Origin of the sequence: Citrobacter gillenii (genome assembly GCF_013337685.1) — a bacterium.
GTDB classification, from domain to species: domain Bacteria; phylum Pseudomonadota; class Gammaproteobacteria; order Enterobacterales; family Enterobacteriaceae; genus Citrobacter; species Citrobacter gillenii.
In genome coordinates this window covers 117,656-139,688 of sequence record NZ_SUQN01000008.1, presented here as the reverse complement: position 1 = coordinate 139,688, position 22,033 = coordinate 117,656, and the positions used below count along the sequence as shown (strand labels likewise).

General features: G+C 53.1%; 21 protein-coding genes. 5 read left to right on the top strand and 16 right to left on the bottom strand.

Annotation, left to right across the window (positions count from 1 at the left end):
• The first annotated feature begins 79 nt into the window (after positions 1-79).
• On the top strand, positions 80-1,450 hold the full coding sequence (locus FCH32_RS19350) for a carbohydrate porin (protein WP_115257646.1): 1,371 nt from the start codon (positions 80-82) through the stop codon (positions 1,448-1,450).
• Positions 1,451-1,528: 78 nt separating this feature from the next.
• Positions 1,529-4,306 carry a glycoside hydrolase family 3 protein gene (locus tag FCH32_RS19345; protein ID WP_137399108.1) on the top strand — a complete coding sequence of 926 codons (2,778 nt, stop codon included), beginning with the start codon at positions 1,529-1,531 and terminating at the stop codon, positions 4,304-4,306.
• Positions 4,307-4,356: 50 nt separating this feature from the next.
• On the opposite strand, the gene emrB is transcribed toward FCH32_RS19345, so the two are convergent.
• The 14 genes from emrB to FCH32_RS19275 all read right to left on the bottom strand — a co-directional run bounded on the left by emrB (position 4,357) and on the right by FCH32_RS19275 (position 18,481).
• Positions 4,357-5,895, bottom strand: a complete 1,539-nt coding sequence (gene emrB, locus FCH32_RS19340) for a multidrug efflux MFS transporter permease subunit EmrB (protein ID WP_115257648.1) — start codon at positions 5,893-5,895, stop codon at positions 4,357-4,359.
• 16 nt (positions 5,896-5,911) lie between these two features.
• Positions 5,912-7,084, bottom strand: a complete 1,173-nt coding sequence (gene emrA / locus FCH32_RS19335; RefSeq protein WP_096755997.1) for a multidrug efflux MFS transporter periplasmic adaptor subunit EmrA — start codon at positions 7,082-7,084, stop codon at positions 5,912-5,914.
• A gap of 130 nt (positions 7,085-7,214) precedes the next feature.
• Entirely contained in the window at positions 7,215-7,745 is a 531-nt protein-coding gene (mprA, locus tag FCH32_RS19330; RefSeq protein WP_096755998.1) for a transcriptional repressor MprA, read from the bottom strand.
• A gap of 90 nt (positions 7,746-7,835) precedes the next feature.
• Positions 7,836-8,171, bottom strand: coding sequence for an L-valine transporter subunit YgaH (gene ygaH / locus FCH32_RS19325; RefSeq protein WP_096755999.1), 336 nt, complete (start codon positions 8,169-8,171; stop codon positions 7,836-7,838).
• On the bottom strand, positions 8,161-8,898 hold the full coding sequence (locus tag FCH32_RS19320; protein WP_115257649.1) for an AzlC family ABC transporter permease: 738 nt from the start codon (positions 8,896-8,898) through the stop codon (positions 8,161-8,163). The genes ygaH and FCH32_RS19320 overlap by 11 nt, the downstream gene beginning before the upstream one ends.
• Positions 8,899-9,020: 122 nt before the next feature.
• Entirely contained in the window at positions 9,021-10,205 is a 1,185-nt protein-coding gene (locus FCH32_RS19315; RefSeq protein ID WP_115259904.1) for an MFS transporter, read from the bottom strand.
• Positions 10,206-10,405: 200 nt separating this feature from the next.
• The gene (gene proX, locus FCH32_RS19310; protein WP_117343193.1) at positions 10,406-11,401 is read right to left on the bottom strand and encodes a glycine betaine/L-proline ABC transporter substrate-binding protein ProX; all 996 of its coding nucleotides are present in this window, start codon (positions 11,399-11,401) and stop codon (positions 10,406-10,408) included.
• A gap of 69 nt (positions 11,402-11,470) precedes the next feature.
• Positions 11,471-12,535 carry a glycine betaine/L-proline ABC transporter permease ProW gene (gene proW / locus FCH32_RS19305; protein ID WP_135911534.1) on the bottom strand — a complete coding sequence of 355 codons (1,065 nt, stop codon included), beginning with the start codon at positions 12,533-12,535 and terminating at the stop codon, positions 11,471-11,473.
• Complete coding sequence (gene proV, locus FCH32_RS19300) at positions 12,528-13,730, bottom strand: glycine betaine/L-proline ABC transporter ATP-binding protein ProV (RefSeq protein ID WP_096756003.1); 1,203 nt, start codon at positions 13,728-13,730, stop codon at positions 12,528-12,530. Before proV ends, proW begins: the two co-directional genes overlap by 8 nt.
• 354 nt (positions 13,731-14,084) lie before the next feature.
• Positions 14,085-15,044 (bottom strand): class 1b ribonucleoside-diphosphate reductase subunit beta, encoded by a 960-nt coding sequence (gene nrdF, locus FCH32_RS19295; protein ID WP_117343194.1) that lies wholly within the window; start codon positions 15,042-15,044, stop codon positions 14,085-14,087.
• A gap of 10 nt (positions 15,045-15,054) precedes the next feature.
• A complete protein-coding gene (gene nrdE, locus FCH32_RS19290; protein ID WP_174361370.1) occupies positions 15,055-17,199 on the bottom strand; it encodes a class 1b ribonucleoside-diphosphate reductase subunit alpha in 2,145 nt (714 codons plus the stop codon).
• Positions 17,172-17,582 (bottom strand): class Ib ribonucleoside-diphosphate reductase assembly flavoprotein NrdI, encoded by a 411-nt coding sequence (gene nrdI, locus FCH32_RS19285; protein WP_174361369.1) that lies wholly within the window; start codon positions 17,580-17,582, stop codon positions 17,172-17,174. Before nrdI ends, nrdE begins: the two co-directional genes overlap by 28 nt.
• On the bottom strand, positions 17,579-17,824 hold the full coding sequence (nrdH, locus tag FCH32_RS19280) for a glutaredoxin-like protein NrdH (protein ID WP_135911538.1): 246 nt from the start codon (positions 17,822-17,824) through the stop codon (positions 17,579-17,581). The genes nrdI and nrdH overlap by 4 nt, the downstream gene beginning before the upstream one ends.
• A 225-nt stretch (positions 17,825-18,049) precedes the next feature.
• Positions 18,050-18,481, bottom strand: a complete 432-nt coding sequence (locus FCH32_RS19275; RefSeq protein ID WP_096756008.1) for a carboxymuconolactone decarboxylase family protein — start codon at positions 18,479-18,481, stop codon at positions 18,050-18,052.
• Positions 18,482-18,571: 90 nt separating this feature from the next.
• Between FCH32_RS19275 and pdxR the strand changes: the two genes are divergently transcribed.
• Positions 18,572-19,906: a MocR-like pyridoxine biosynthesis transcription factor PdxR gene (pdxR, locus tag FCH32_RS19270; protein WP_174361368.1), complete on the top strand. Its 1,335-nt coding sequence runs from the start codon at positions 18,572-18,574 to the stop codon at positions 19,904-19,906.
• A gap of 123 nt (positions 19,907-20,029) precedes the next feature.
• Positions 20,030-20,380 carry a DUF2002 family protein gene (locus FCH32_RS19265; protein WP_174361367.1) on the top strand — a complete coding sequence of 117 codons (351 nt, stop codon included), beginning with the start codon at positions 20,030-20,032 and terminating at the stop codon, positions 20,378-20,380.
• Positions 20,381-20,415: 35 nt separating this feature from the next.
• Here the strand turns inward: FCH32_RS19265 and alaE are convergent, their stop codons facing one another.
• On the bottom strand, positions 20,416-20,865 hold the full coding sequence (gene alaE / locus FCH32_RS19260; protein WP_096756011.1) for an L-alanine exporter AlaE: 450 nt from the start codon (positions 20,863-20,865) through the stop codon (positions 20,416-20,418).
• Positions 20,866-21,353: 488 nt separating this feature from the next.
• Here alaE and stpA point away from each other — a divergent pair, with 488 nt between their 5' ends.
• A complete protein-coding gene (gene stpA / locus FCH32_RS19255; protein ID WP_115257656.1) occupies positions 21,354-21,755 on the top strand; it encodes a DNA-binding protein StpA in 402 nt (133 codons plus the stop codon).
• 35 nt (positions 21,756-21,790) lie between these two features.
• On the opposite strand, the gene FCH32_RS19250 is transcribed toward stpA, so the two are convergent.
• The gene (locus FCH32_RS19250; protein ID WP_115257657.1) at positions 21,791-21,970 is read right to left on the bottom strand and encodes a hypothetical protein; all 180 of its coding nucleotides are present in this window, start codon (positions 21,968-21,970) and stop codon (positions 21,791-21,793) included.
• Between the last annotated feature and the right edge of the window lie 63 nt (positions 21,971-22,033).

Genomic DNA, 22,033 nt, shown 5'->3' with positions numbered 1-22,033 from the left:
AACCAAAATATTGTAATAGCAGGAGGATGAGATGTTTACGACATCTCATCTGGTATACATCAAACTTTAGGGATGAATAATGAAAGCGAAATATTTGGCGCTGATGATCGGTGCTTGCTTATCTCAAAACCTGTGGGCTGCAAATAATAGTACCATTGAGCAACGTCTTGCTGAACTGGAGCAGCGTGTTATTCGCGCAGAACAGCGGGCAACTGACGCCGAGTCGCAGGTTCAGTCGCTACAGCAACAACAGGTAGCGGCAGCACCTACGGTGAAAGTTGAATCAGCCGAACCCGTCGCAGCAGGCGCTAACCCACCAAAACTGACGTTATCCGGATTCAGCGATATTAAATTCTACGGTGATGTGGAGTTTAATATGGATGCTGCCAGTCGTTCCGGTAGCCTGACATCAATGCGCACCTCCGCCAACAAAGACTGGGCGCCGGGAACCAATGAGCGCTGGGATATCAACGGACGTCTGCTGCTGGGATTTGATGGCTACCAGCGGCTGAACAACGGTAACTTTGCCGGTTTCTCGGTCCAGCCGCTGGCTGATCTGACCGGCAAAATGAATCTCGATGATGCGGTCTTCTTCTTTGGGCGTGAGAACGACTGGAAAATTAAGGTCGGGCGCTTTGAAGCCTATGATATGTTCCCGCTGAATCAGGATACCTTTGTTGAGTATTCGGGGAATACGGCGAATGACCTCTACAGTGACGGCTACGGCTACATCTATATGATGAAAGAGGGGCGTGGACGTAGCGACAGTGGCGGTAACTTCCTGCTGAGTAAAACCATCGATAACTGGTATTTTGAAGTGAATACGCTGCTGGAAAATGGCAGTACGTTGTTCTCCGAGAAGCAGTATCACGGCATGGATCTAACCAGCGATAAAAATGTGGCCTATGTTCGACCGGTTATTGCCTGGCAAAATGGCCGCTTCTCTACGGCGCTGGCGATGGAAAGTAACGTCGTGAATAACGCCTATGGTTATTACGATAACGGCAAGTGGATCGATCAGTCAGATCGTACGGGGTATGGTTTTACCATGACCTGGAACGGACAAAAAACCGATCCAGAAGAGGGGGCTGTCATTAACCTCAACACGGCGTATATGGACGCGACCGATGAAACCGACTTTACTGCCGGGGTGAATGCGTTATGGCATCGCTTTGAACTGGGTTACATCTATGCGCATAACAAAATTGAAGCGTTCAACGCGACCAATATTGATGCCGTGTGTGAAGATGACTGCTGGATCACCGATCCAGGCAATTATGATATCCACACCATCCATGCCTCATATTTATTCCCCAACGTGATGGATATGAAAAACTTTAATATCTATCTCGGTGCCTATGCCTCATGGGTCGAGGCCGATCCACATAACGGCGACAGCAGCGAAGATGCGCGTTACGGCGGACGTCTGAGATTCAAATATTACTTCTGATAATCACAAGGCCCATCAACGATGGGCCTTGTTTTATTTCAGTACAGAATAAGGCAATGGACACAGGGCTTCTCAATTATGCATTTGAATTTTATGGGTAAACCGCTTGACGGGTTTAGCGAGTTTGCCACGATTGTTGCGGCACAAGGGGCGGTACTACTTAAAAATGATCATGCGGTGCTTCCCCTGCGCCCTGAGGATACTATTGCGCTGTTTGGGCGCACGCAGATTGATTATTACCGCAGTGGGACAGGGTCGGGCGGGGCCGTTAACGTTGTCGCGCAATGTCACTTACTACAGGCTTTGCGCGAACGCTGTTCTGCACGGTTAAACCCCGTGCTGGCGCAGAAGTATGAGCAATGGGTCGGTGAAAATCCGTTTGATAACGGCGGCGGCGGTTGGGCACAGGAACCCTGGTTTCAACAAGAGATGCCGCTGCAGGAAGGCGAAGTGGCGCAGGCGAAGACGATATCGCAAAAGGCCGTTGTGGTTATTGGTCGAACCGCTGGAGAAGATAAAGACAATGCCGATGTTGCTGGCGGATATCGACTGACCCCTGACGAATTTTCTCTGCTGGCCTGCGTCTGTCGTCACTTTAACGATGTGATAGTCGTACTCAATATTTCTTCTATTATCGACATGTCGTGGGTTGAGACCCCGGAATTACGCGGGCGAATTGGGGCGATACTATGCGCCTGGCACGGTGGTGCGTTTGGCGCACAGGCCGTCGCCGCGTTATTGTGCGGCGAGATCACGCCCTGCGGAAAACTGACCGACAGTATTGCGTACTCACTGGAGGATTACCCCTCTGCCTCCTGCTGGGGAAGCGACAGACAGAATATTTATCAGGAAGATATTTATGTCGGTTATCGTTATTTCGAAACGTTTTGCCCTCAGCGCGTGCAGTATCCCTTTGGCTTTGGGCTTTCCTATACGTCATTTACCCTTGAGGTTATCTCTGCGGAGGTGATTACCGATCCCCTCAGCTTTCAATTAAGCGTTGCGGTGCAGAATACGGGCGAAACCTGGGCGGGGAGTGAGGTTGTTCAAGTCTATCTGCAAGCACCGCAAGGCGCGCTGGGTAAGCCCTCGCGCGTGCTGGTTGCCTTTGGTAAAACCCATCTCCTGCAACCGGGAGAGCGTGAAATTATTGATCTGGCGATCCCTGGCGAGCGTCTGACATCGTGGGATGACAGCGGGGATAGCGGTCATCCGCACTGTTGGTTACTGGAAGCGGGCGGGTATTGTTTGTTCGTCGGTAACAGCGTGCGTGACCTCCAGCCGGTTAGCTTCGCGGGGCGTGAAGAGCTCATCGTGCCATCCGTCCAGGTTTTCTCCCGCCATGAACAGGCGCTGGCGCCCAGCGTGGCGTTCTCCCGCCTACGGCCTGGTCGTCATCAACAGGGGAGCTGGTTAGAGGCATGGGAGGACACGCCGCGCCGCTCTTTCTCCTTACGCGATCGTATCTTATCGCGTTTACCTCCCGCGCAGCCGTTGACCGGCAACAAAGGCATCCATTTCAGCGATGTTGTGCAAGGCCATCGTTGTCTGGAGACATTTCTGGCCCAGCTTTCCGTGGAGGAATTGGCCTGTCTGGTGCGCGGAGAGGGGATGTGTAGTCTCAAAGTGACGCCCGGCGTGGCATCTGCATTTGGCGGAGTGACCGACAGTCTGCGAGAAAAAGGGATACCCGTGGCGTCTACGGCGGATGGTCCATCGGGTATCCGCATGGATAATGGCGCAAAAGCCACGTTGCTTCCCAGTGGGACGTTGCTGGCCTGCACATGGGATCCGGTGCTGGTTGAGCGCCTGTATATGATGGAAGGAAAGGAGCTACAGCAAAATCACATTGATGTTCTGCTGGGGCCGGGTCTGAATATTCACCGTCATCCACTGAACGGGCGCAACTTTGAATATTATTCGGAGGACCCTTTAGTGACAGGCATGATGGCTGCTGCGATGGCGCGAGGTATTCGCGCTGGCGGGGGCATTGCGACGCTGAAACATTTTGCCTGTAACAGTCAGGAGTTTTCCCGCGCCCAGGTTGATGCGGTGGTCTCGGCCAGGGCGTTACGTGAAATTTATCTGAAGGGATTTGAATATGCCGTCAAACACGGTGGCGCGAGTGCGGTGATGACCGCCTATAACCCCGTCAATGCGCACTGGTCTGCTGCGAATTATTGCCTGAACACGACAATATTACGCGACGATTGGGGATTTCAGGGCATTGTGATGACGGACTGGTGGGCAAAAATGAACGATCCTGTCACTGCGGGGGAGGCGAGTGTTAACAACACGGCGGCGATGATCCGCGCGCAAAATGACCTCTATATGGTGGTCAATAACAACGGTGCGGAGATTAATGCCGGTGATGACAATACGCTCTCAGCGCTGGAGGACGGAACGCTGACGCTGGGGGAACTGCAACGTTGTGCCCGCAATATTCTGAGTTTTCTCCTGTCTACGCAGGTAGCTAAACGGGGAGACGTGCCGCGGGTAACCAGGGCTAAATTCCATGCGGATGCTATGCTGGCGGATAGGGGAGCTATCAAGGTAGCGTCGGTATCACGGCTGCGCTACAGCGGAGAGAGGGTGATTAGCCTTGAGAAGGATGCGACCTACGATCTGCTGCTCAGCGCGTCATCGGCGGGGCTGGCGTTAGCCCAGACTGGATGCAACTTACTGCTCAATGGCTGCGTGGTCGCCACGATCCAGACCCACGGGGCGCTGGGGAAGCAGATTACGCAGAAGCTATGCCGCATCGATATGACGGCGGGTAACTATCTGTTGCAGTTCGAGGCGACCAAACCGGGCATGGTGATCGACTGGCTTGAGTTCAGACAGGTAACGGATTAGCAATCTGGTATGTAATAAAAAGGGATCCGCAGATCCCTTTAAACATCGAGTTAGTGCGCTCCACCGCCGCCGCCGCCCGCGCCGAATGGCGGTTTGGCGAACCACACCAGGCTGAGCAGTAGGATGAATATCCCCGCCGACATCCAGAAGATTTCGTTGGCGGAAATTATCAGCCCCTGGTTGGTAATTTGCTGCGCTAGCCAGCCGGAGGCCTGCTGCTGGGTCATCCCAAGATCCTGCAACTGGCTATACATCGCCTGTGCATTAGGGTTGTAGGGGTTTACTGACTCCGTCAACTGCGCGTGATGTAGCGACTCACGGCTAGTCCACATCGTTGTGGTAATCGATGTGCCGATTGAGCCTGCCAGCGTTCGCGTAAAGTTAGACAAGCTTGACGCCGCTGCCAGACGCTCAGGCGGTAAGCCAGACAGCGTGATGGTGGTCAGTGGCATAAAGAAGCAGGCTACGGCGAACCCCTGAATAAATTGCGGCCAGGCCGATGCGCCAAAATCCATACCGGGTTCGAACGTCCACGCGCGCCAGTAGAAACAGACGGCATACATAATAAAACTAAACGTGACCAGCCGACGCATATCCAGCTTGTGGGCGAAACGACCAATAATCGGCGACAGGATCACCGGGATTATCCCCACCGGTGCCGAGGCCAGGCCTGCCCAGGTCGCTGTGTATCCGTAGACCTCCTGCAACAACTGCGGCAGCAGGACGATAGCGCCGAAGTAGAGCATATAGGCCAGGCTGATACACAGGCAGCCGATGGTAAAGTTTCGCGACTTAAACAGCGAGAGATCGACAATCGGGTTATCGTCGGTAAGCTCCCAGACAATCAGGAAGCTAATGGCTACCACGGCGACGACCGTCAGGATAATTATCTCCTGCGAGGCGAACCAGTCCAGCTCTTTACCGCGATCGAGCATAATCTGCAAACTGCCGATACCAACAACCAGCAGCGCCAGACCAATAGCGTCAATGCGTCGCTGTTCGGTACGGGTTTCCCGGCCGCGCAGGGTTTGTAGCGTCATCAACACCACCACCGCCCCGATCGGCACGTTAATGAAGAATATCCAGCCCCAGTGATAGTTGTCGCTGATATAGCCTCCGAGAATCGGGCCACAAATAGGGGCGACAATCACCGTCATCGACCACAGCGCGAGGGCGATAGACCGTTTGGCGGGCGGATAGTTATTCAGTAACAGGCTTTGTGAAAGCGGAATTAATGGACCGGCGACAATCCCCTGAATCACGCGGAAGAAAATCAGCATGGTCAGGCTGTTGGACATCCCACACGCCCAGGACGCAATGACAAAGCCGATGGTGGACCACATGAACAGCTTTACTTCGCCAAAGCGTTTGGCCAGCCAGCCGGTGATCGGAATGGAGATAGCATTCGCCACCCCGAAAGAGGTGATCACCCAGGTCCCCTGGCTCAATGAAGAGCCAAGGTTCCCGGCAATAGTGGGGATCGCCACGTTAGCAATGGTGGAGTCCAGCACCTGCATGAATGTCGCCAGTGACAACGCGATCGTCATAATGACGAGCTGCGCACCTTCCAGCGGTTTTTGCTGTTGCATCACACGCACCTTTGAATTAGCCCGCGTTGGCCCGCACGATCTCTTCGATCATTTTATTGACCGGAGCAAGGTTGATTTCTCGAGCATTACTTTCTGCAACCGGCGTCGTACGCACCTGGCTTGCCAGAATCTGTCCGTCACGATTTTGGGTATCGACCGTTACCAGCGTAGACAGGCCAATACGCAGTGGATGTTGCGCTAACTGCTGGGCATCCAGTTCAATACGCACGGGCAGACGCTGGACGACTTTGATCCAGTTACCGGTTGCGTTCTGTGCTGGCAGCAGCGAGAAGGCGCTACCGGTCCCCATATCGAGACCGACAACCTTACCGGTGTATTTCACGTCATCGCCGTAAATATCACTGATCACCGTTGCTGGTTGGCCGATGCGCATATGCGCAAGCTGGGTTTCTTTGAAGTTGGCGTCCACCCACAGGTTGGTGGCAGGGACAACGGCCATCAGCGGTGTGGTTGGGCTAATCTGCGCGCCAGGCTGCACGGCACGACGGGACACGTAGCCGGTCATCGGGCTAACAATTTTGGTACGTTCCAGCGCCAGCCAGGCATTACGCACTTCGGTGGCCGCTTGTTGCACGGCAGGCTGGTCTTCAAGCTTACTGCCGAGGATCATCGCCTGGTTGGCATTGTATTGCTGTATTGCGACATCAAGCTGAGCCTGCGCGCTGGCAACGGCATCACGCGCATGTTGCAGTTCTTCGCGACCGATCAGGTTAGCATTTCCCAATGGGACGCGGCGATTAAAGTCGCTTTGTGCCTGCGCCAGGGCGGTTTTCTGCACCTCAATGCTGGCCTGAAGCTGCTTGCTGTTGATCATCAACTGGTGCGTCTGGCGCACGCTGGAGGCCAGCGCGGTCTTGGCTTTTTCAAGCGCCTGCTTAGCGTCCGTCTGGTCGAGGGTCACCAGCACGTCGCCTTGTTTGACATAGTCAGTGTTATCAGCCCAGACTTTCGTCACGCTGCCTGATACCTGCGCCATGATTTGAACCTGGTTCCCTGCCACGTACGCATCGTCTGTCTCTTCGACATGACGCAGTACTAAAAACCAATAAATCCCATATGCCACGGCAATGATAATAAAGAGCAAGGTCAGAAGCAGCAGCATACTTTTACGTTTGCCATTCTTCTTGACCGGTTGCTGCGGGGTTTGAGTCTCCGCATTTGCGCTCATGTTGTTCTCCACGATCTTATTTTTTTTCACATCGGCTGAGCCGACCTGTTTATCAGAAAGGCCAGCAGGGTGACCTGCTGGCCTGTCGGTTTTTCATTTATCAATCTGGATTTTTGAGCGTGTCGGCGCGTTAACGCAGCGCGTCGAGTACCGTGCCATCCTGTTCCATCTGATCAAGACGGGTCAGAAGCTTGCGGGTGATGTGCTCAAGCTGATCTTTTTCTGTGGTGCTAAGAGATGACCAGAGCTGATGCAGACAGTTATGCTGAGGCGGTAACACCTCTTGCAAGAATGCATGGCCTTTCTCGGTCAACTGTAGATGCAGGCAGCGGCGATCGTTATCGCTTTCGCGACGCTCGATCCAGCCACGTTTTTCTAACTCATCCGCGATACGCGTGGCGTTAGTCCGCGACGAACCCAGTGCGCAACTCAGTTCAGAAGGCTGAATACTGTGGTTTTCCTGAGACTCCAGCGTAATCAACGCCATAAACAACGTCTCGTTAATCCCTTGAGCTTTCAGCATTTTATTGCGGTTTTCCAGCAGCTTGCCCTGCATGTGCATGCAAAGACGAGTCAGAAGAACTTCCTGGTAAGGGAATTCTTCGTAGCGGCTGGCGCGAAATTTTAGCATTTGTTCAATGGGCGTAAACGAACTATCCATTTGGGTATAACCTCATTAATTTCAGCCGATATAGTAACGACAGTGACAAATAAAGTAAATGTATTATTTATTTAAAATGATTATTTTTACCTATAAAACAACCCACATTTTCCAGGCTAATCCGTAGCCCAGAGCACTCAGCAATGTCGGAATGATGATGCTGCGGGTCTTAAAATAGCTTGCGCCCAGTACAACAAACCCCACCAACGTTGGCACAAACCGACGAGCGTCGTGCATAACTTCAGGTGCGGTAGACACCACCAGTAGGGCGCAAATTGATGCTATGCCAATGGTGTCGAGTAAAATACCGGTTGCGCCGCGTTTTGTCGGGCGAACATTTCCCACCCCCAGACGCAGCGGTAAATAACGAAAGCAGTAGTTGACGCCGCCAACCAGCAGGCCAAGCAGCAGAACCTCATAACTCATCAGGCGCCCCCTGCCAGAATGACTGGATAAGCGCCGTCAGACATCCGCAAACAATGCCAGCGAGTATGGCGGCAGGAATAGAAAAAAACGTCACGCCCGCCAGTGCTCCGCCGAGTGCCGCGGTCACACACAGCGACTGTTTACGCTGAAATGACGCGAGCAGAAAACTCATAAACAGCGCCGGGAGCATAAAACCCAGCGCCGCTTCGACCGCCGGAAAATCCTTCAGTAAGCCACTGCCGGAGAATGCGCCAATAATCGTACCGAATACCCAGGAAATCCAGGCACATAGTGCGATCCCCATCATCCAGTTCTCACTCCAGCGGCGATTGTCCCGCACCAGCTTCGCCGTTGCGGCGGCAAACACTTCATCAGTGAGGCCAAAGGCCCACACTGCGCTTTTAGGTTTACTGAGTCGTTGGGCGATGCGGCTGCGCAGGGAAGGGCCATACAACACATGGCGTACGTCCATGGCCATCACGGTGAGCGCGGCGACCCATAGCGAACTGCCCGCGGCAAGCATGGTAGTGATGACGAACTGGCTGGCACCGGCATAGATAATGCAGGAGAAAAAGACGCTTTCGACGGGCGTAAAGCCCAGACGAGTGGCATTGAGACCAAATGCAAAGGCGACCGGAATATAGCTGATGACGATCGGCAGACTGTCTTTGAATCCTTCCGTTAAGGTTGCCGGGCTGGGGTCTGACTGGGGAACAGGGCTTTCCATAGGATTATAGGCTTCATTACCGAAATTTAAATAACCTGGCTCAATGAGTTATAACCTTAGCAGACTGATGAGCTCCTTAACACCCTGAGGAGCTCAATCAGCGGCAAACACGCGCGATACGCTTAATTTACGGCTTCCTGGCGGTGAAAACCTCGCCACCAGACCAGCAGGTTGAGTACGGCAACGGTCGATCCTGCCAGACAAACGCCAGCCCAGCCGGCATGCTGCCAGGCAGAGGCTGAAATCAGTGAACCTGCCGCCCCGCCAATAAAATAGCTGGTCATATAGCCGGCGGTCAGTCGGTTACGCGCATCCGGGTGAATGCGGTAAATAACCGTCTGGTTGGTGATATGCACGCCCTGAACGGTGAGATCCAGTACCAGAATGCCAATTATCAGCATCGGTACTGACGTATGACCCAACCAGATTGCCAGCCAGGAGAGCAGCAGTAACAACAGACCTAATGTCGTGGTGAGATGGGATTTGCCCTTATCAGCAAATCCACCTGCAGGACGAGCGCCGAGCGCACCGGCGGCACCGGCCAGACCAAACAGGCCAATCATGCCTTCTGAATAGTTAAACGGCGGTGCCGCCAGCAAAAATGCCATTGATGTCCAGAGAATACTAAAGTTGGCAAACGTCAGGCAGCCCAGCATCGCCCGGGTACGCAGCAGTTTATCGTGGATAAACAGGCTGAAGACCGAGCCTAACAACTGTGGATAGTTGAGATGGGTTTCTGATTTCATCTTCGGCAGTCCGCGCCATAGCGCGATAGCCATTAGCGCCATCAGCACCGAGGCGACCCAAAATACCGTGCGCCAGCCGCCGAGATTCGCCAGCAGCCCGGCCACCGTACGAGCCAGTAAAATCCCCAACAGCAGACCGCTCATAATGGTGCCGACAACTTTGCCGCGTGTCTCCGGCGTGGCGAGTGTGGCCGCCAGCGGAACCAATATTTGTGCTACGACGGAAAACAACCCGGTCAGTGCCGTGCCGAGGATCAGCATGCCCAACGACTGGCTGCTGGCGGTAATCAACATGCCGCCAGCGGCGAGTAACGTCATGGACACGATAAGCCCCCGCCGCTCAAACATATCGCCAAGCGGTACCAGAAACAGTAGGCCCGCGGCGTAGCCAAGCTGTGCCGCGGTGACGATAAAGCCTGCGGTACTGGCTGATAATGAGAAGTTGCGCGCGATGGTATCGAGCAGCGGCTGGGCGTAATAGTTACTGGCGACGGCGAGACCCGTGGCGATGGACATGAGCAGGATCAGCGATCGGCTAAGTCCCTGAGAGGAATTTGTCATTGTTTTCAGCTGAATAATGGATTTCTGAAACAATCATAACGGAAGTGGATAAATGTTGCTGATTTGTTAGGTGATGGATTGTGCGGTTTCGGGCGGGTGAAGAGCTGCGTGCCGGATAAGGCGCATTGCGCCACCATCCGGCATTGGTGTGGTTACTTACTGTGCCTGATGGCGCTACGCTTATCAGGCCTACGAGTGGGTTATTTCTGCGCAGCTAACGCGTCTTTTACCCAGCCGTCGAACTGCTGCTGGTGGGCTTTGATCCAACCGTCAACGTGACCCTGCACATCGGCTTCGGAAGCTTTGCCCTCATGCATCATCGCGTTCTGTGCGTTGATGTCCGCCAGTGGCAGCTTGATGATGGCAAACAGCTTCGCCGCGGCCGGGTTTTTCTCTGCCCATGCCTTGTTGGCAACGATATGCATGGTGTTGACCGGGAAGCCGTAGTTCGCGCCGTTTGGCAGCTTGGTGTCAATGTCTTTCTGCTCACCCGGCAGGGAAGAGAACGGCACCTGCAGCCAGACCACGTCTTTGCCCGGCTTCATCACGTCGCTCACCCAGTATGGTGTCCAGGTGTAGTAGAGAATCGGTTTGCCTTCTTTAAAGCGCGTGATGGTGTCAGCCATCATCGCCGCGTAGTTGCCGTGGCTGACGTCGACCGTTTTTTCCAGATCGAAGGCTTTATTCTGGTGGTTGATGACCGCTTCGCAGCCCCAGCCTGGTGAACAGCCCATCATGTCAGCTTTACCGTCGCCGTTGGTATCAAAGATTTTGGCAATCTTTGGATCTTTCAACTGAGCGATATTGGTGATTTTGTACTGCTCAGCGGTTTTTTTGTCGATCAGATACCCCTGTGCAGCCCCCGTCACGAATACCCCTTCGCGATAGAACTTTTTGTCTCCGCCCGCGGCGGCGTACATGTCGTCATGCAGTGGCTGCCAGTTCACGGCGGTAAAGGTGGCATCGCCAGAAGCAATAGAGGTGTAGCCGACGTTGTAATCAACTTCGCTGGCTTTGTTGACGGTATAACCCAGTTTTTCCAGCGCACGAGCGACCAGCTGTGTCTGGAACGATTCTTCAGAGATCGTGCTCTGGATAGGTTGCACGGTAATGCCTTTGCCCGGCAGGTCGGCAGCGAAAGCGCTGGTGGAGACAAGGGTGGCAAACGCTGTGGCAAAAAGTACGGTATGTCGCATCGTTATTCCTTTAATTATTGGAGGGACGTGCAGGCCCGGTAAGCGCAATACCACCGGGCAACAGATGAATTACTTAGTGAAAGGGCGGGTGATAAGCCCAACAGGGCCGGTGGTGTACCAGCGACGGTTACCCCGGCTGCGCGAGTCGCGACCGACGGCCTGCGTCAGGCGGTCCAGAATGATGGCGAGGATCACAATCCCAACCCCGCCAACGGTAGCCAGCCCCATATCGAGACGCCCGATACCGCGCAGTACCATCTGACCCAATCCACCGACGGCGATCATCGAGGCGATGACGACCATGGAAAGCGCCAGCATCAGCGTCTGGTTAACCCCCGCCATAATGGTGGGCATCGCCAGCGGCAGCTGGACTTTAAACAGCATCTGACGCGGGCTGGCACCAAAGGAGCGTGAAGCTTCAATCAGGTCGGCTGGCACCTGGTTAATACCCAGAATGGTCAGACGCACAATCGGTGGCAGGGCGAAGATAATCGTCACCACGACGCCCGGCACGTTACCAATGCCGAATAACATCACAATCGGCACCAGATAGACGAACGCAGGCGTGGTTTGCATGGCATCGAGCAGGGGACGAACGATCTTTGCCGCACGCGGACTGCGCGCCAGCCAGATCCCCATCGGTAAACCGATTAGCACACAGAACAGCAGCGCGGTCAGCACCAGCGCCAGGGTGATCATCGCCTGTGACCAGGCGCCAATCGCGCCAATCGCGACCAGTGAAATCAGCGTGGCAACGCCCATCCCGATGCCAGAAATCTGCCAGGCGATTAAAGCGAAAAGAATAATCGCCACCGGCGCAGGCATCCCCAGCAGCAGTTGCTGGAAGCCGTTGAGAATGTAATCTACCGGGACACGAATGCCCTGGAAGACGGGACGAAAGTGGGTCACCACCCAGTCGATCCCTTCGGTGACCCAGCTATCGAGCGGGATCAGCGTTTTATGGAACGGATCCATAATATTGAAATGCTCAGGTGCTGGCGCGGGCGCGCTGGTCAGCCAGTCTGCGCTGCCGCCGTCGGTAGGCGCGCTTGACGCGGTACCCCAGGCATCAGCGGATTGTGCAGCGCTATCGGCTGCTGGTGTCGTGTCCCACGGATTTGTTTGATCAGTCATTGTTTGCCCCCTCGCGATCTAAAGCCTGTAGCAGCATGCGTTTGGAAATAATGCCCACATACTGATGTTCCTCATCGACAACCGGTACCGCGCACGGTGCTTGCCCGACATGAGAAAGCAGCTCGCTCAGCGGCGTTTTCGCCTCTACGGCTAACGGTTCGTCGATCAGTGCGGCTTCAATACCCTGCGCCTGACGTAAGGCGGTTTTTAATGAGTCGATGGAGACCACGCCAACAAACTTGTTTCCGCGTTCAATCACGTAACCAAATTCACGATCTTTATCCTGCAATAATTGCAGTGCCGAACGTGGGCCAATCCCTGGTGTTTTGCGAATTAAGCCTTCAGGGCTACGACGGGAAATATCTTTCGCGCTGAATACCTGGCTAATATCAACACCACGGAAGAAGGTGCGCACATAATCATTGGCCGGGTTATTCAGGATTTCATCCGGGGTACCGACCTGCACCACTTCACCATTTTGCATAATAGCGATGCGATCACCAATGCGCATGGCTTCGTCGAGATCGTGGGAAATAAAGACCACGGTTCTCTGATGCTTTGCCTGCAGTTTTACCAACTCATCCTGCATCTCGGTACGAATTAAAGGATCGAGCGCAGAGAAGGCTTCATCCATTAATAAGATGTCAGGGTTAATGGCTAATGCGCGGGCGAGACCGACACGCTGGCGCATACCACCGGAGAGTTCATCCGGGTATCCGTGAGCGTAATTCTCAAGCCCAACCTGGCGGAGCGCATCCAGCGCTTTTTCACGACGTTCATCCGCAGCAATACCGGCTAACTCCATACCGAAGGCCGTATTGTCGAGTACCGTCATGTGCGGCATCAGGGCAAAGGACTGGAATACCATCGCAATCTTTTTTCTGCGCACCTCGCGAAGCTCGGCATCGGATATCCTGGCGATATCCACGCCGTCAATCAGTACCTGCCCGCGGGTGGGTTCAATCAGGCGATTGAGAAGGCGTACCATTGTGGATTTACCCGAACCGGATAATCCCATGATGACAAATATCTCGCCTTCTTCAATGGCCAGACTGGCGTCTTTAACGCCAAGCGATAGCCCTGTTTTTTCCAGAATCTGCTCTTTTGAAAATCCTTTTTCAATATATTTGAACGCTCTCTGGGGATGCTCGCCAAATATCTTATAGAGATTTTTAACTTCTAATTTAATTGCCATGCAATAGAATTATTCCTGTTATTTGTTTATATCGATATAGTACCTGGTGAAAATAGTAATCTTTTTCTACCCTAACATACTGAGAATCTGAGACAACCCTGAATTTGGTTGTGGCATGAATATTGCCAAAGGCCAGATGGCGAGATTTCCCGTGATATAAGGGCTGAGCGTGGATGAAACTTCTTTGATATTTTTTGTAAATGGCAGTAAAAAGTCGCCTGAATTGTTGAAACTCAGGCGAATAATGCGGCTAATATTGAGTGTAGATCACACAATGATATTTGTGTGATAAAAATGTGATCCCGTTAAAATATTAACGCGAAAAGTGTAGGGTATTTCCCGCGAAAATGAGATCTAGAAATTCCAGTCGTCGTCTTCAGTTTCGACGGCTTTCCCCATCACGTATGACGAGCCTGAACCGGAGAAAAAATCATGGTTTTCATCGGCGTTGGGCGACAGCGCGGCGAGGATTGCCGGGTTGACATCCGCCATTTCCGCCGGGAACAGGGCCTCATAACCCAGGTTCATCAAGGCTTTATTGGCGTTGTAACACAGGAACGCTTTCACCTCGTCGGCCCAGGCGGTTTCGGCATACAACACTTCCGTGTAGTGAACTTCGTTATCGTACAAATCCATCAGCAGATCGAGGGCAAAATTCTTCAGTTCCTCACGAGCAGACAGTGAAATATGCTCCAGCCCCTTTTGATATTTATAACCAATGTAATAACCGTGAACGGCTTCATCACGAATAATCAGACGGATGAGATCGGCGGTATTGGTCAGCTTACCGCGGCTGGAGAAATACATCGGCAGCCAGAAGCCGGAATAGAACAGGAACGATTCCAGAAATACGCTGGCAATTTTCTTCTTCAGTGGATTATCGCTGGCGTAATGCTGCAAAATAATCTGCGCTTTGCGTTGCAGCGCGGCATTTTCCTCACTCCAGGCGTAGGCCGCATCCACATCTTTGGTCTGGCAAAGGGTGGAGAAAATAGAGCTGTAGGAACGAGCGTGCACCGCTTCCATAAAGCTGATATTTGACAACACCGCTTCTTCATGTGGGGTTAATGCATCCGCCATCAGCGCGGGCGCGCCGGCAATATTCTGAATGGTGTCGAGCAGCGTCAGCCCGGTAAAGACGCGAATGGTGAGCTGCTGCTCGGCGACGCTTAGCGTTTGCCAGGCAGGAATATCATTCGACAACGGGACTTTTTCTGGCAACCAGAAATTACTGGTCAGCCGGTTCCACACCTCCAGATCTTTGTCATCCTCAATTTTGTTCCAGTTGATGGCGCTCACGCGGTTTAGCTTCATCCTGCTCTCCTTACAGCGCGCATGATACGCAGCCTTCAATTTCAGTACCTTCCAGCGCCAGCTGGCGCAGTCGGATGTAGTACAGCGTTTTGATGCCTTTTTTCCACGCGTAGATTTGCGCTTTGTTGACATCGCGGGTGGTGGCGGTGTCCGGGAAAAACAGCGTCAGCGACAGCCCCTGATCGACGTGTTTGGTTGCCTCGGCGTAGGTATCGATGATTTTTTGCGGGCCAATCTCGTAGGCATCCTGATACAGCGCCAGATTTTCGTTGGTCATAAACGGGGCAGGGTAATACACACGCCCGGTTTTACCCTCTTTGCGAATCTCCACCTTAGACACAATCGGATGAATACTTGAGGTGGCATGGTTGATGTAGGAGATGGAGCCGGTTGGCGGCACCGCCTGTAAATTCTGGTTATAAATACCGTAGCGCATTACATTCTCACGCAGCTGTGACCACATTTCACGCGTCGGCAGCGTCACGCCGCGAGTGGCAAACAGTGCGCGGACTTTCTCGGTTTTTGGCTGCCAGTCGCCGCTTAAATAGCGATCAAAATACTCGCCGCTGGCGTAACGCGACTGGTTGAATCCGGCAAAGGTCTGGCCACGCTCTTTGGCCAGCAACATGGAGGTATGCAGGGCATGCCAGGTGACGGTGTAGAAATAGAGATTGGTGAAATCCAGCCCCTCCGCTGAACCATAGGCAATACCTTCGCGTGCCAGATAGCCATGCAGGTTCATCTGCCCTAGCCCAATCGCGTGCGAAGCGCTGTTTCCGGCTTCAATCGACGGAACGCTGCGGATGTGGCTCATGTCGGAGACGGCGGTTAAGCCGCGAACCGCTGTTTCAACGGTGCGGCCAAAGTCCGGCGAATCCATGGTGTGGGCAATGTTCAGCGAGCCGAGATTGCAGGAGATGTCGCGTCCAATCTGCGCGTAGTCGAGGTTTTCATCGTAGGTTGAGGCGCTGTTGACCTGCAAAATTTCCGCGCACAAGTTGCTCATGTTGATGCGACCGGCAATGGGGTTGGCGCGGTTCACCGTGTCTTCAAACAGGATGTAGGGGTAGCCGGACTCAAACTGGATTTCCGCCAACCGCTGGAAGAAGTCACGGGCGTTAATGTACCGCTTGCGCACGCGTGCGTCGGCGAGTAACTCGTCATAGCGTTCGCTGACGGCGATGTCGCTAAACGGTTTCCCGTAAATACGCTCCACGTCATAGGGGGAGAACAGCGCCATCTGCGCATTCTCTTTTGCCAGACGGAAGGTAACATCCGGGATCACCACGCCAAGTGACAGCGTTTTAATGCGAATTTTTTCATCGGCGTTTTCGCGCTTGGTATCGAGAAAGCGCAGAATATCCGGGTGGTGCGCGTGTAAATACACCGCACCCGCGCCCTGTCGCGCGCCCAGTTGGTTGGCATACGAAAACGCATCTTCCAGCATCTTCATCACCGGGATCACCCCGGAAGACTGGTTTTCAATACGCTTAATCGGTGCCCCGGCTTCGCGCAGGCTGGAGAGCAGAAACGCCACGCAGCCACCGCGTTTGGAAAGCTGCAGCGCCGAATTTACCGCCCGACCAATGGACTCCATATTGTCTTCAATACGTAACAGGAAGCAGGAGACCAGCTCGCCGCGCTGGGCTTTGCCGCAATTAAGGAAGGTTGGCGTGGCGGGCTGAAAACGCCCGGCGAGCATATCGTCGGTGAGTCGCAGGGCAAGCGTCTCATCACCCTGTGCCAGCGTCAGCGCCACCATCGTCACGCGATCGGCAAAATCCTCGAGGTAGCGTTTACCGTCAAAGGTTTTCAGCGTATAGCTGGTGTAATACTTCCATGCGCCGAGAAAGGTCTGGAAGCGAAACCCGCTGGCGTGAGCGTGGGCAAACAGCTTCACCACGAAAGCGCGATTGTAACGGGTTAAAACGCTTTCGTCGTAATAACCTTCGCTTACCAGCGTATCCAGACGCGCGTCCTGGCTGGCAAACACCACCGAGTTGGGCTGCACGTGATTTGTCATAAACGCGTCCACCGCCTGATGGTCTTTCTCAAACTGAATACGCCCGGCGTTATCGTACAGATTCAGCATGGCGTTAAGTGCGTGATAATCCAGCGTGGGCTGAACTACGCGTTCTGCGGTTGTTGTTGCCAAAATTCGCTCACTCCTTTTCGCACGTTGTCGATGTCGCCTGGCGTCCCCATCAGCTCAAAGCGATAGAGCCACGGCACGGCGCATTTTTGTGAAATTACGTCACCCGCGCGGCCGTAGGCGTCACCGAAATTACGATTGCCAGCGGCGATGACGCCGCGAATTAACGCCCGATTGTGGGGATCGTTTAAAAAGCGGATCACCTGTCGCGGGACCGCGCCTGCCGTACCGCCGCCGCCGTAAGACGGCACGACTAAAATGTAAGGTTCGTCTACCTGGATCCGCTCGCGTTCGTTAAGCGGAATTCGCACGGAGGGCAGCCCCAGACGCTGTATAAAACGATGGGTATTTTCAGAGCTGCTGGAGAAGTAGACGAGGGTGCTCATGTGTTGGCCACATGGGGCTGCGGACGCAGACGATTTATCATGTCCGGGCGAAATCCTGACCAGCGGGTTTCCCCTGCTACCACCACCGGTAATTGGCGAAACCCCTGCTCGCGCAGGGTTTCTGCCAGCTCGGGTGCCAGATCGACATTGATCATCTCGATGTCAAGCCCACGACCTTCCATCGCCCGTTTCGTGGCGTGGCACTGAATACAGTTATTGCGAGTGTAAATAATAATACGCATGATTCGTATTTCCATTTATGGGTGTAAAAGCGGCGCGATAATGGCGTCGGGTTGTGTGTGTCGTGATGTAATCAATACTAGATGTAGTTTGTAAAAGATTCAACCATACAAGATATGGGATTTTAGAGTGATAAGGGGCCGGGAGATGAGTGTGGCGGAGGGCGGGGTATGTAGCATTACGGGTTGCCGGATAAGGTGTTTCCGCCGCCATCCGGCACCACAGAATTACATGCGCATGCCTACTGCCAGACGGTTAAAGCAGTTCATCAGGCTAATGGCGAACGTCAGATCGCTTATTTCTTTGGCGCTAAAATGGTTCAGCAGCGGCATATAAACGTCGTCTTCGGCGTGCGTCGAGGCGATGTGGGTAACGGATTCGGCCCATGCCAGCGCTGCGCGTTCCTGATCACTGAAATGGTGGCTGACGCGCCATCCTGCCAGCGCATCCAGTTTGGCCTGCTCTACGCCAGACTTACGCAGGGCTTTACTGTGCATTTCCAGACAAAACGCGCAGCCGTTGATTTGCGAGACCCGCAGGTAAATCAACTCCGTCAGTGTAGGCTCCAACGCGCAGTTTTCCAGCGCTTTGCTGGCCTGAACCAGAGCGTTATAGATTTCAGGGCTAAGTTCATAATAGGGCTGGCGTAACATCGTCATGGTATTTCTCCTCGTTTGGATGACCCGCAATGTAGCACTATAATGGTCTGCTAAAGAGAGCCATATTGTTATCAAAAAAGCAGACCATAAATGCCACGCTACCAGCAAATCGCCCGTCAGTTAAAAACCGCTATTGAGAAAGGGGAACTTAAGCCTGGCACACGCTTGCCTTCCAGCCGCACCTGGTCCCAGGAACTGGGCGTTTCACGCTCGACGGTGGAAAACGCCTACGCAGATCTGGTGGCGCAAGGCTGGCTGGAACGACGCGGGCAGGCCGGAACGTTTGTCAGTCAGCAACTGCGACTGGACACTTCGCCCGTCGCACCAACGGTCTTTGCCGGAGAAAACCCTACACCGCAACTTTTTCAGATGGGATTACCGGCGCTCGATCTCTTTCCCCGCGAAGTCTGGGCGCGGGTGATGGGGCGGCGTTTACGCACGCAGACACGTTCCGATCTCGCCTTGGGTGATGTCAGCGGCGAACTGTTGCTACGCCAGGCGATCGTTGATTATCTGCGCGTATCCCGCAGTATTGAGTGCCTGCCAGAGCAGATTTTTATTACTTCGGGCTATGCGGCCTCCATGACCTTAATCCTGCGGGCGCTGGCAAATCCCGGCGCAGGAATGTGGGTAGAAGATCCCGGTTTTCCGTTGATCCGCCCCGTTATAACGCAGGAACAGGTTGAACTGCTGCCCGTCCCGGTCGATGGCGAGGGTCTGGATGTGAGCGCCGGGATCCGCGACTACCCGCAGGCGCGTTTTGCCCTCCTCACGCCAGCCCATCAAAGCCCGTTGGGCGTTGCTCTCTCGCTTGACCGTCGACACCAATTGCTGGAGTGGGCCGCCCATGCGCGGGCATGGATCATTGAAGATGACTACGACAGCGAGTTTCGCTACCACGGAAAACCGCTGCCGCCGCTAAAAAGCCTGGATGCGCCGCAGCGGGTGATTTATGCCGGTACCTTCAGCAAATCATTATTTCCGGCTTTACGTACAGCCTGGCTGGTGGTACCGGTGACGGAGGTCGCGCGCTTTCGCCGCCAGGCGGCGCTGACGGCTTGTCACGTGCCGCTGTTATGGCAGCAAACGCTGGCGGATTTTATTCGTGATGGCCATTTCTGGCGGCACCTGAAAAAAATGCGCCAACACTATGCCCAGCGGCGTCAGTGGATGGAAAGTGCGCTGACGGAATACGGCTTTACCGTTGTACCTCAGCAAGGCGGAATTCAACTGGTGATATCGGTGAGCGGCGAAGATACGGCGTTGGTGCGCAAAGCGAATCAGGCTGGCCTGGCGGTTCAGGCGTTAAGCCAATGGCGAATAACTTCAACGGGAGAGGGCGGTATATTACTGTCATTTACCAATATCCCGTCGGTGGAAATGGCCCGGCAGGCCGCCCGTCAACTTCGGCTGGCAATAACCTGATCCAGCGCCATGCTTAAGATAGCCGCCTCACTCTCTTCATGCGTTTATGGACTTTTCTGAAAGCGTTGCTAATGCTGAATCAGGTAAGGTAAGCCCGCGGTAAAAGATAACGAGGAAAAATATATGTATTTAAGACCCGATGAGGTGGCGCGCGTACTTGAGAAAGTAGGCTTTACCGTGGATGTAGTGACGCAGAAAGCGTACGGTTATCGACGTGGCGAAAACTATGTGTATGTTAATCGTGAAGCGCGTATGGGACGCACAGCATTAGTGATCCACCCCACGTTAAAAGAACGAAGTTCTTCGTTAGCGGATCCGTCAACGGATATTAAAACCTGCGATCACTATCAGCAATTCCCGCTTTATTTAACCGGAGAAACCCATGAACATTATGGTATTCCACACGGCTTCAGCTCGCGTATTGCGCTGGAACGTTATTTAAATGGGTTGTTTGGTGACGTGAGTACAAACTAAAGACGCGACTGGCGGGGCCAGTCGCGAAGAGACGTTTAGGCTTTCGCCTGATGATAGCTGCTGACTTTAAACAGGCGGCGGCAATAATCAAGGAAGTAGCCGTACACTGCACCCATCAACATTGAAACCACGATGTTGGAACTGACGGCCGCCGTGATCTGGTGCCAGTCTGCGCCAACCGTGAGCAGAATGACCACATACACCGGTGACTGGAAGGTCACGTATGCCAGCACATCCGCCAGATTTTTTGCCCATCCCGCCGGTGTGGCTTTACGCGCCGCACGCATAAACAGATCGCGGTACATACCGTAAGGCCAGGCGATCAGAATGTTGACAGGAATCGCCACCAGTCGGGAAGAGAGCGACTGCTCAAAGGTCATTCCGGAAAGGAATACTTCAATCAACATGTTCACGACAGAACAGTAAACAACCATCGCGAACGTGTCTGCTACAGCATGACGCAAGCGTGACTGCGGAGAGAACATGTTAATGCTCCTTGTAAGAAGAGGTAAAAAGGTATCGCATACCTTGTTGCTAGTGATTTGTTTTGCTGCTTTCGCGTTTCAATAGGATATCTGCCTGCATAATAACTATCAACTAGCTTAAAATTTTTATTTATTGTCTTTTTGTCGATAAAATGCTCTGTAATGGTCCGTTTTTTGTTCGTTTTGGCATTTTCGTTGTCATGTTGATTAAATGTCTTTCAAATCATTATGTTATATTGATTTGTTTTTCTGGTTTTTTTACGAACTTTTCTAGATGTTTTTGAATATTACGCCGACATATTTATTTTTATTATCGGGTCATTACAAAATTGCATTGCAGGATGCCCCTGCGATGGGGTGATAAATATTAAGGTAACGTTTTGATTAATAGCTCGAGATCGACAGGGGCTGGAAATAGAATAATCAATCGAATATAATTTTTGCTGTAATACCATTTTTGCTTTATGCGTTAAAGAGGTTTTATTAATATGAGTTCAATGTTAAAAAACTTAAATAATATCCGCTCGCTGCGTGCAATGGCTCGTGAATTTCCGGTCGATGTACTGGAAGATATGCTGGAAAAATTCAGGGTGGTCACCAAAGAACGACGTGACGAGGAAGAACAGTTACAGCGCCAGCGTGCAGAACAGCAGGAAAAAATTAATACGCTGCTGGCGCTGATGAAAGCAGATGGGATTGAGCCAGAAGAGTTGCTAAGCATGACGACGGTGACGTCGCGAGCAGTTAAAAAACGTCAGCCGCGCCCGGCAAAATATCGTTTTACCGATCTCAATGGTGAAGTGAAAACCTGGACTGGACAAGGCCGCACGCCAAAACCTATTGCGCAGGCGCTGGCTGCTGGTAAATCACTCGATGATTTTTTGATCTAATTAGCAAGGCGGTGAGAGTGTCTCACCGCTTATTTTCAGCAAACGCCAAAATCGCCGTCTTCGCTATATCGGGTGACATCTGCTGCTTTCAGGGTGAATTTTTCACCGCTTTCATTACTGGCCTGCACGGCCACAATCTGCTCGTCATTTACTTCAACAACTTTCAATTTTGGTCCGCCCATACGCGGTTGAACCAGATCGCCGGGTTTAAACATACTGTCCTCCGTTCTTGATGGCAAAACCCACCATAGATCAGGGCCATCGGCGGGTACAGCGCT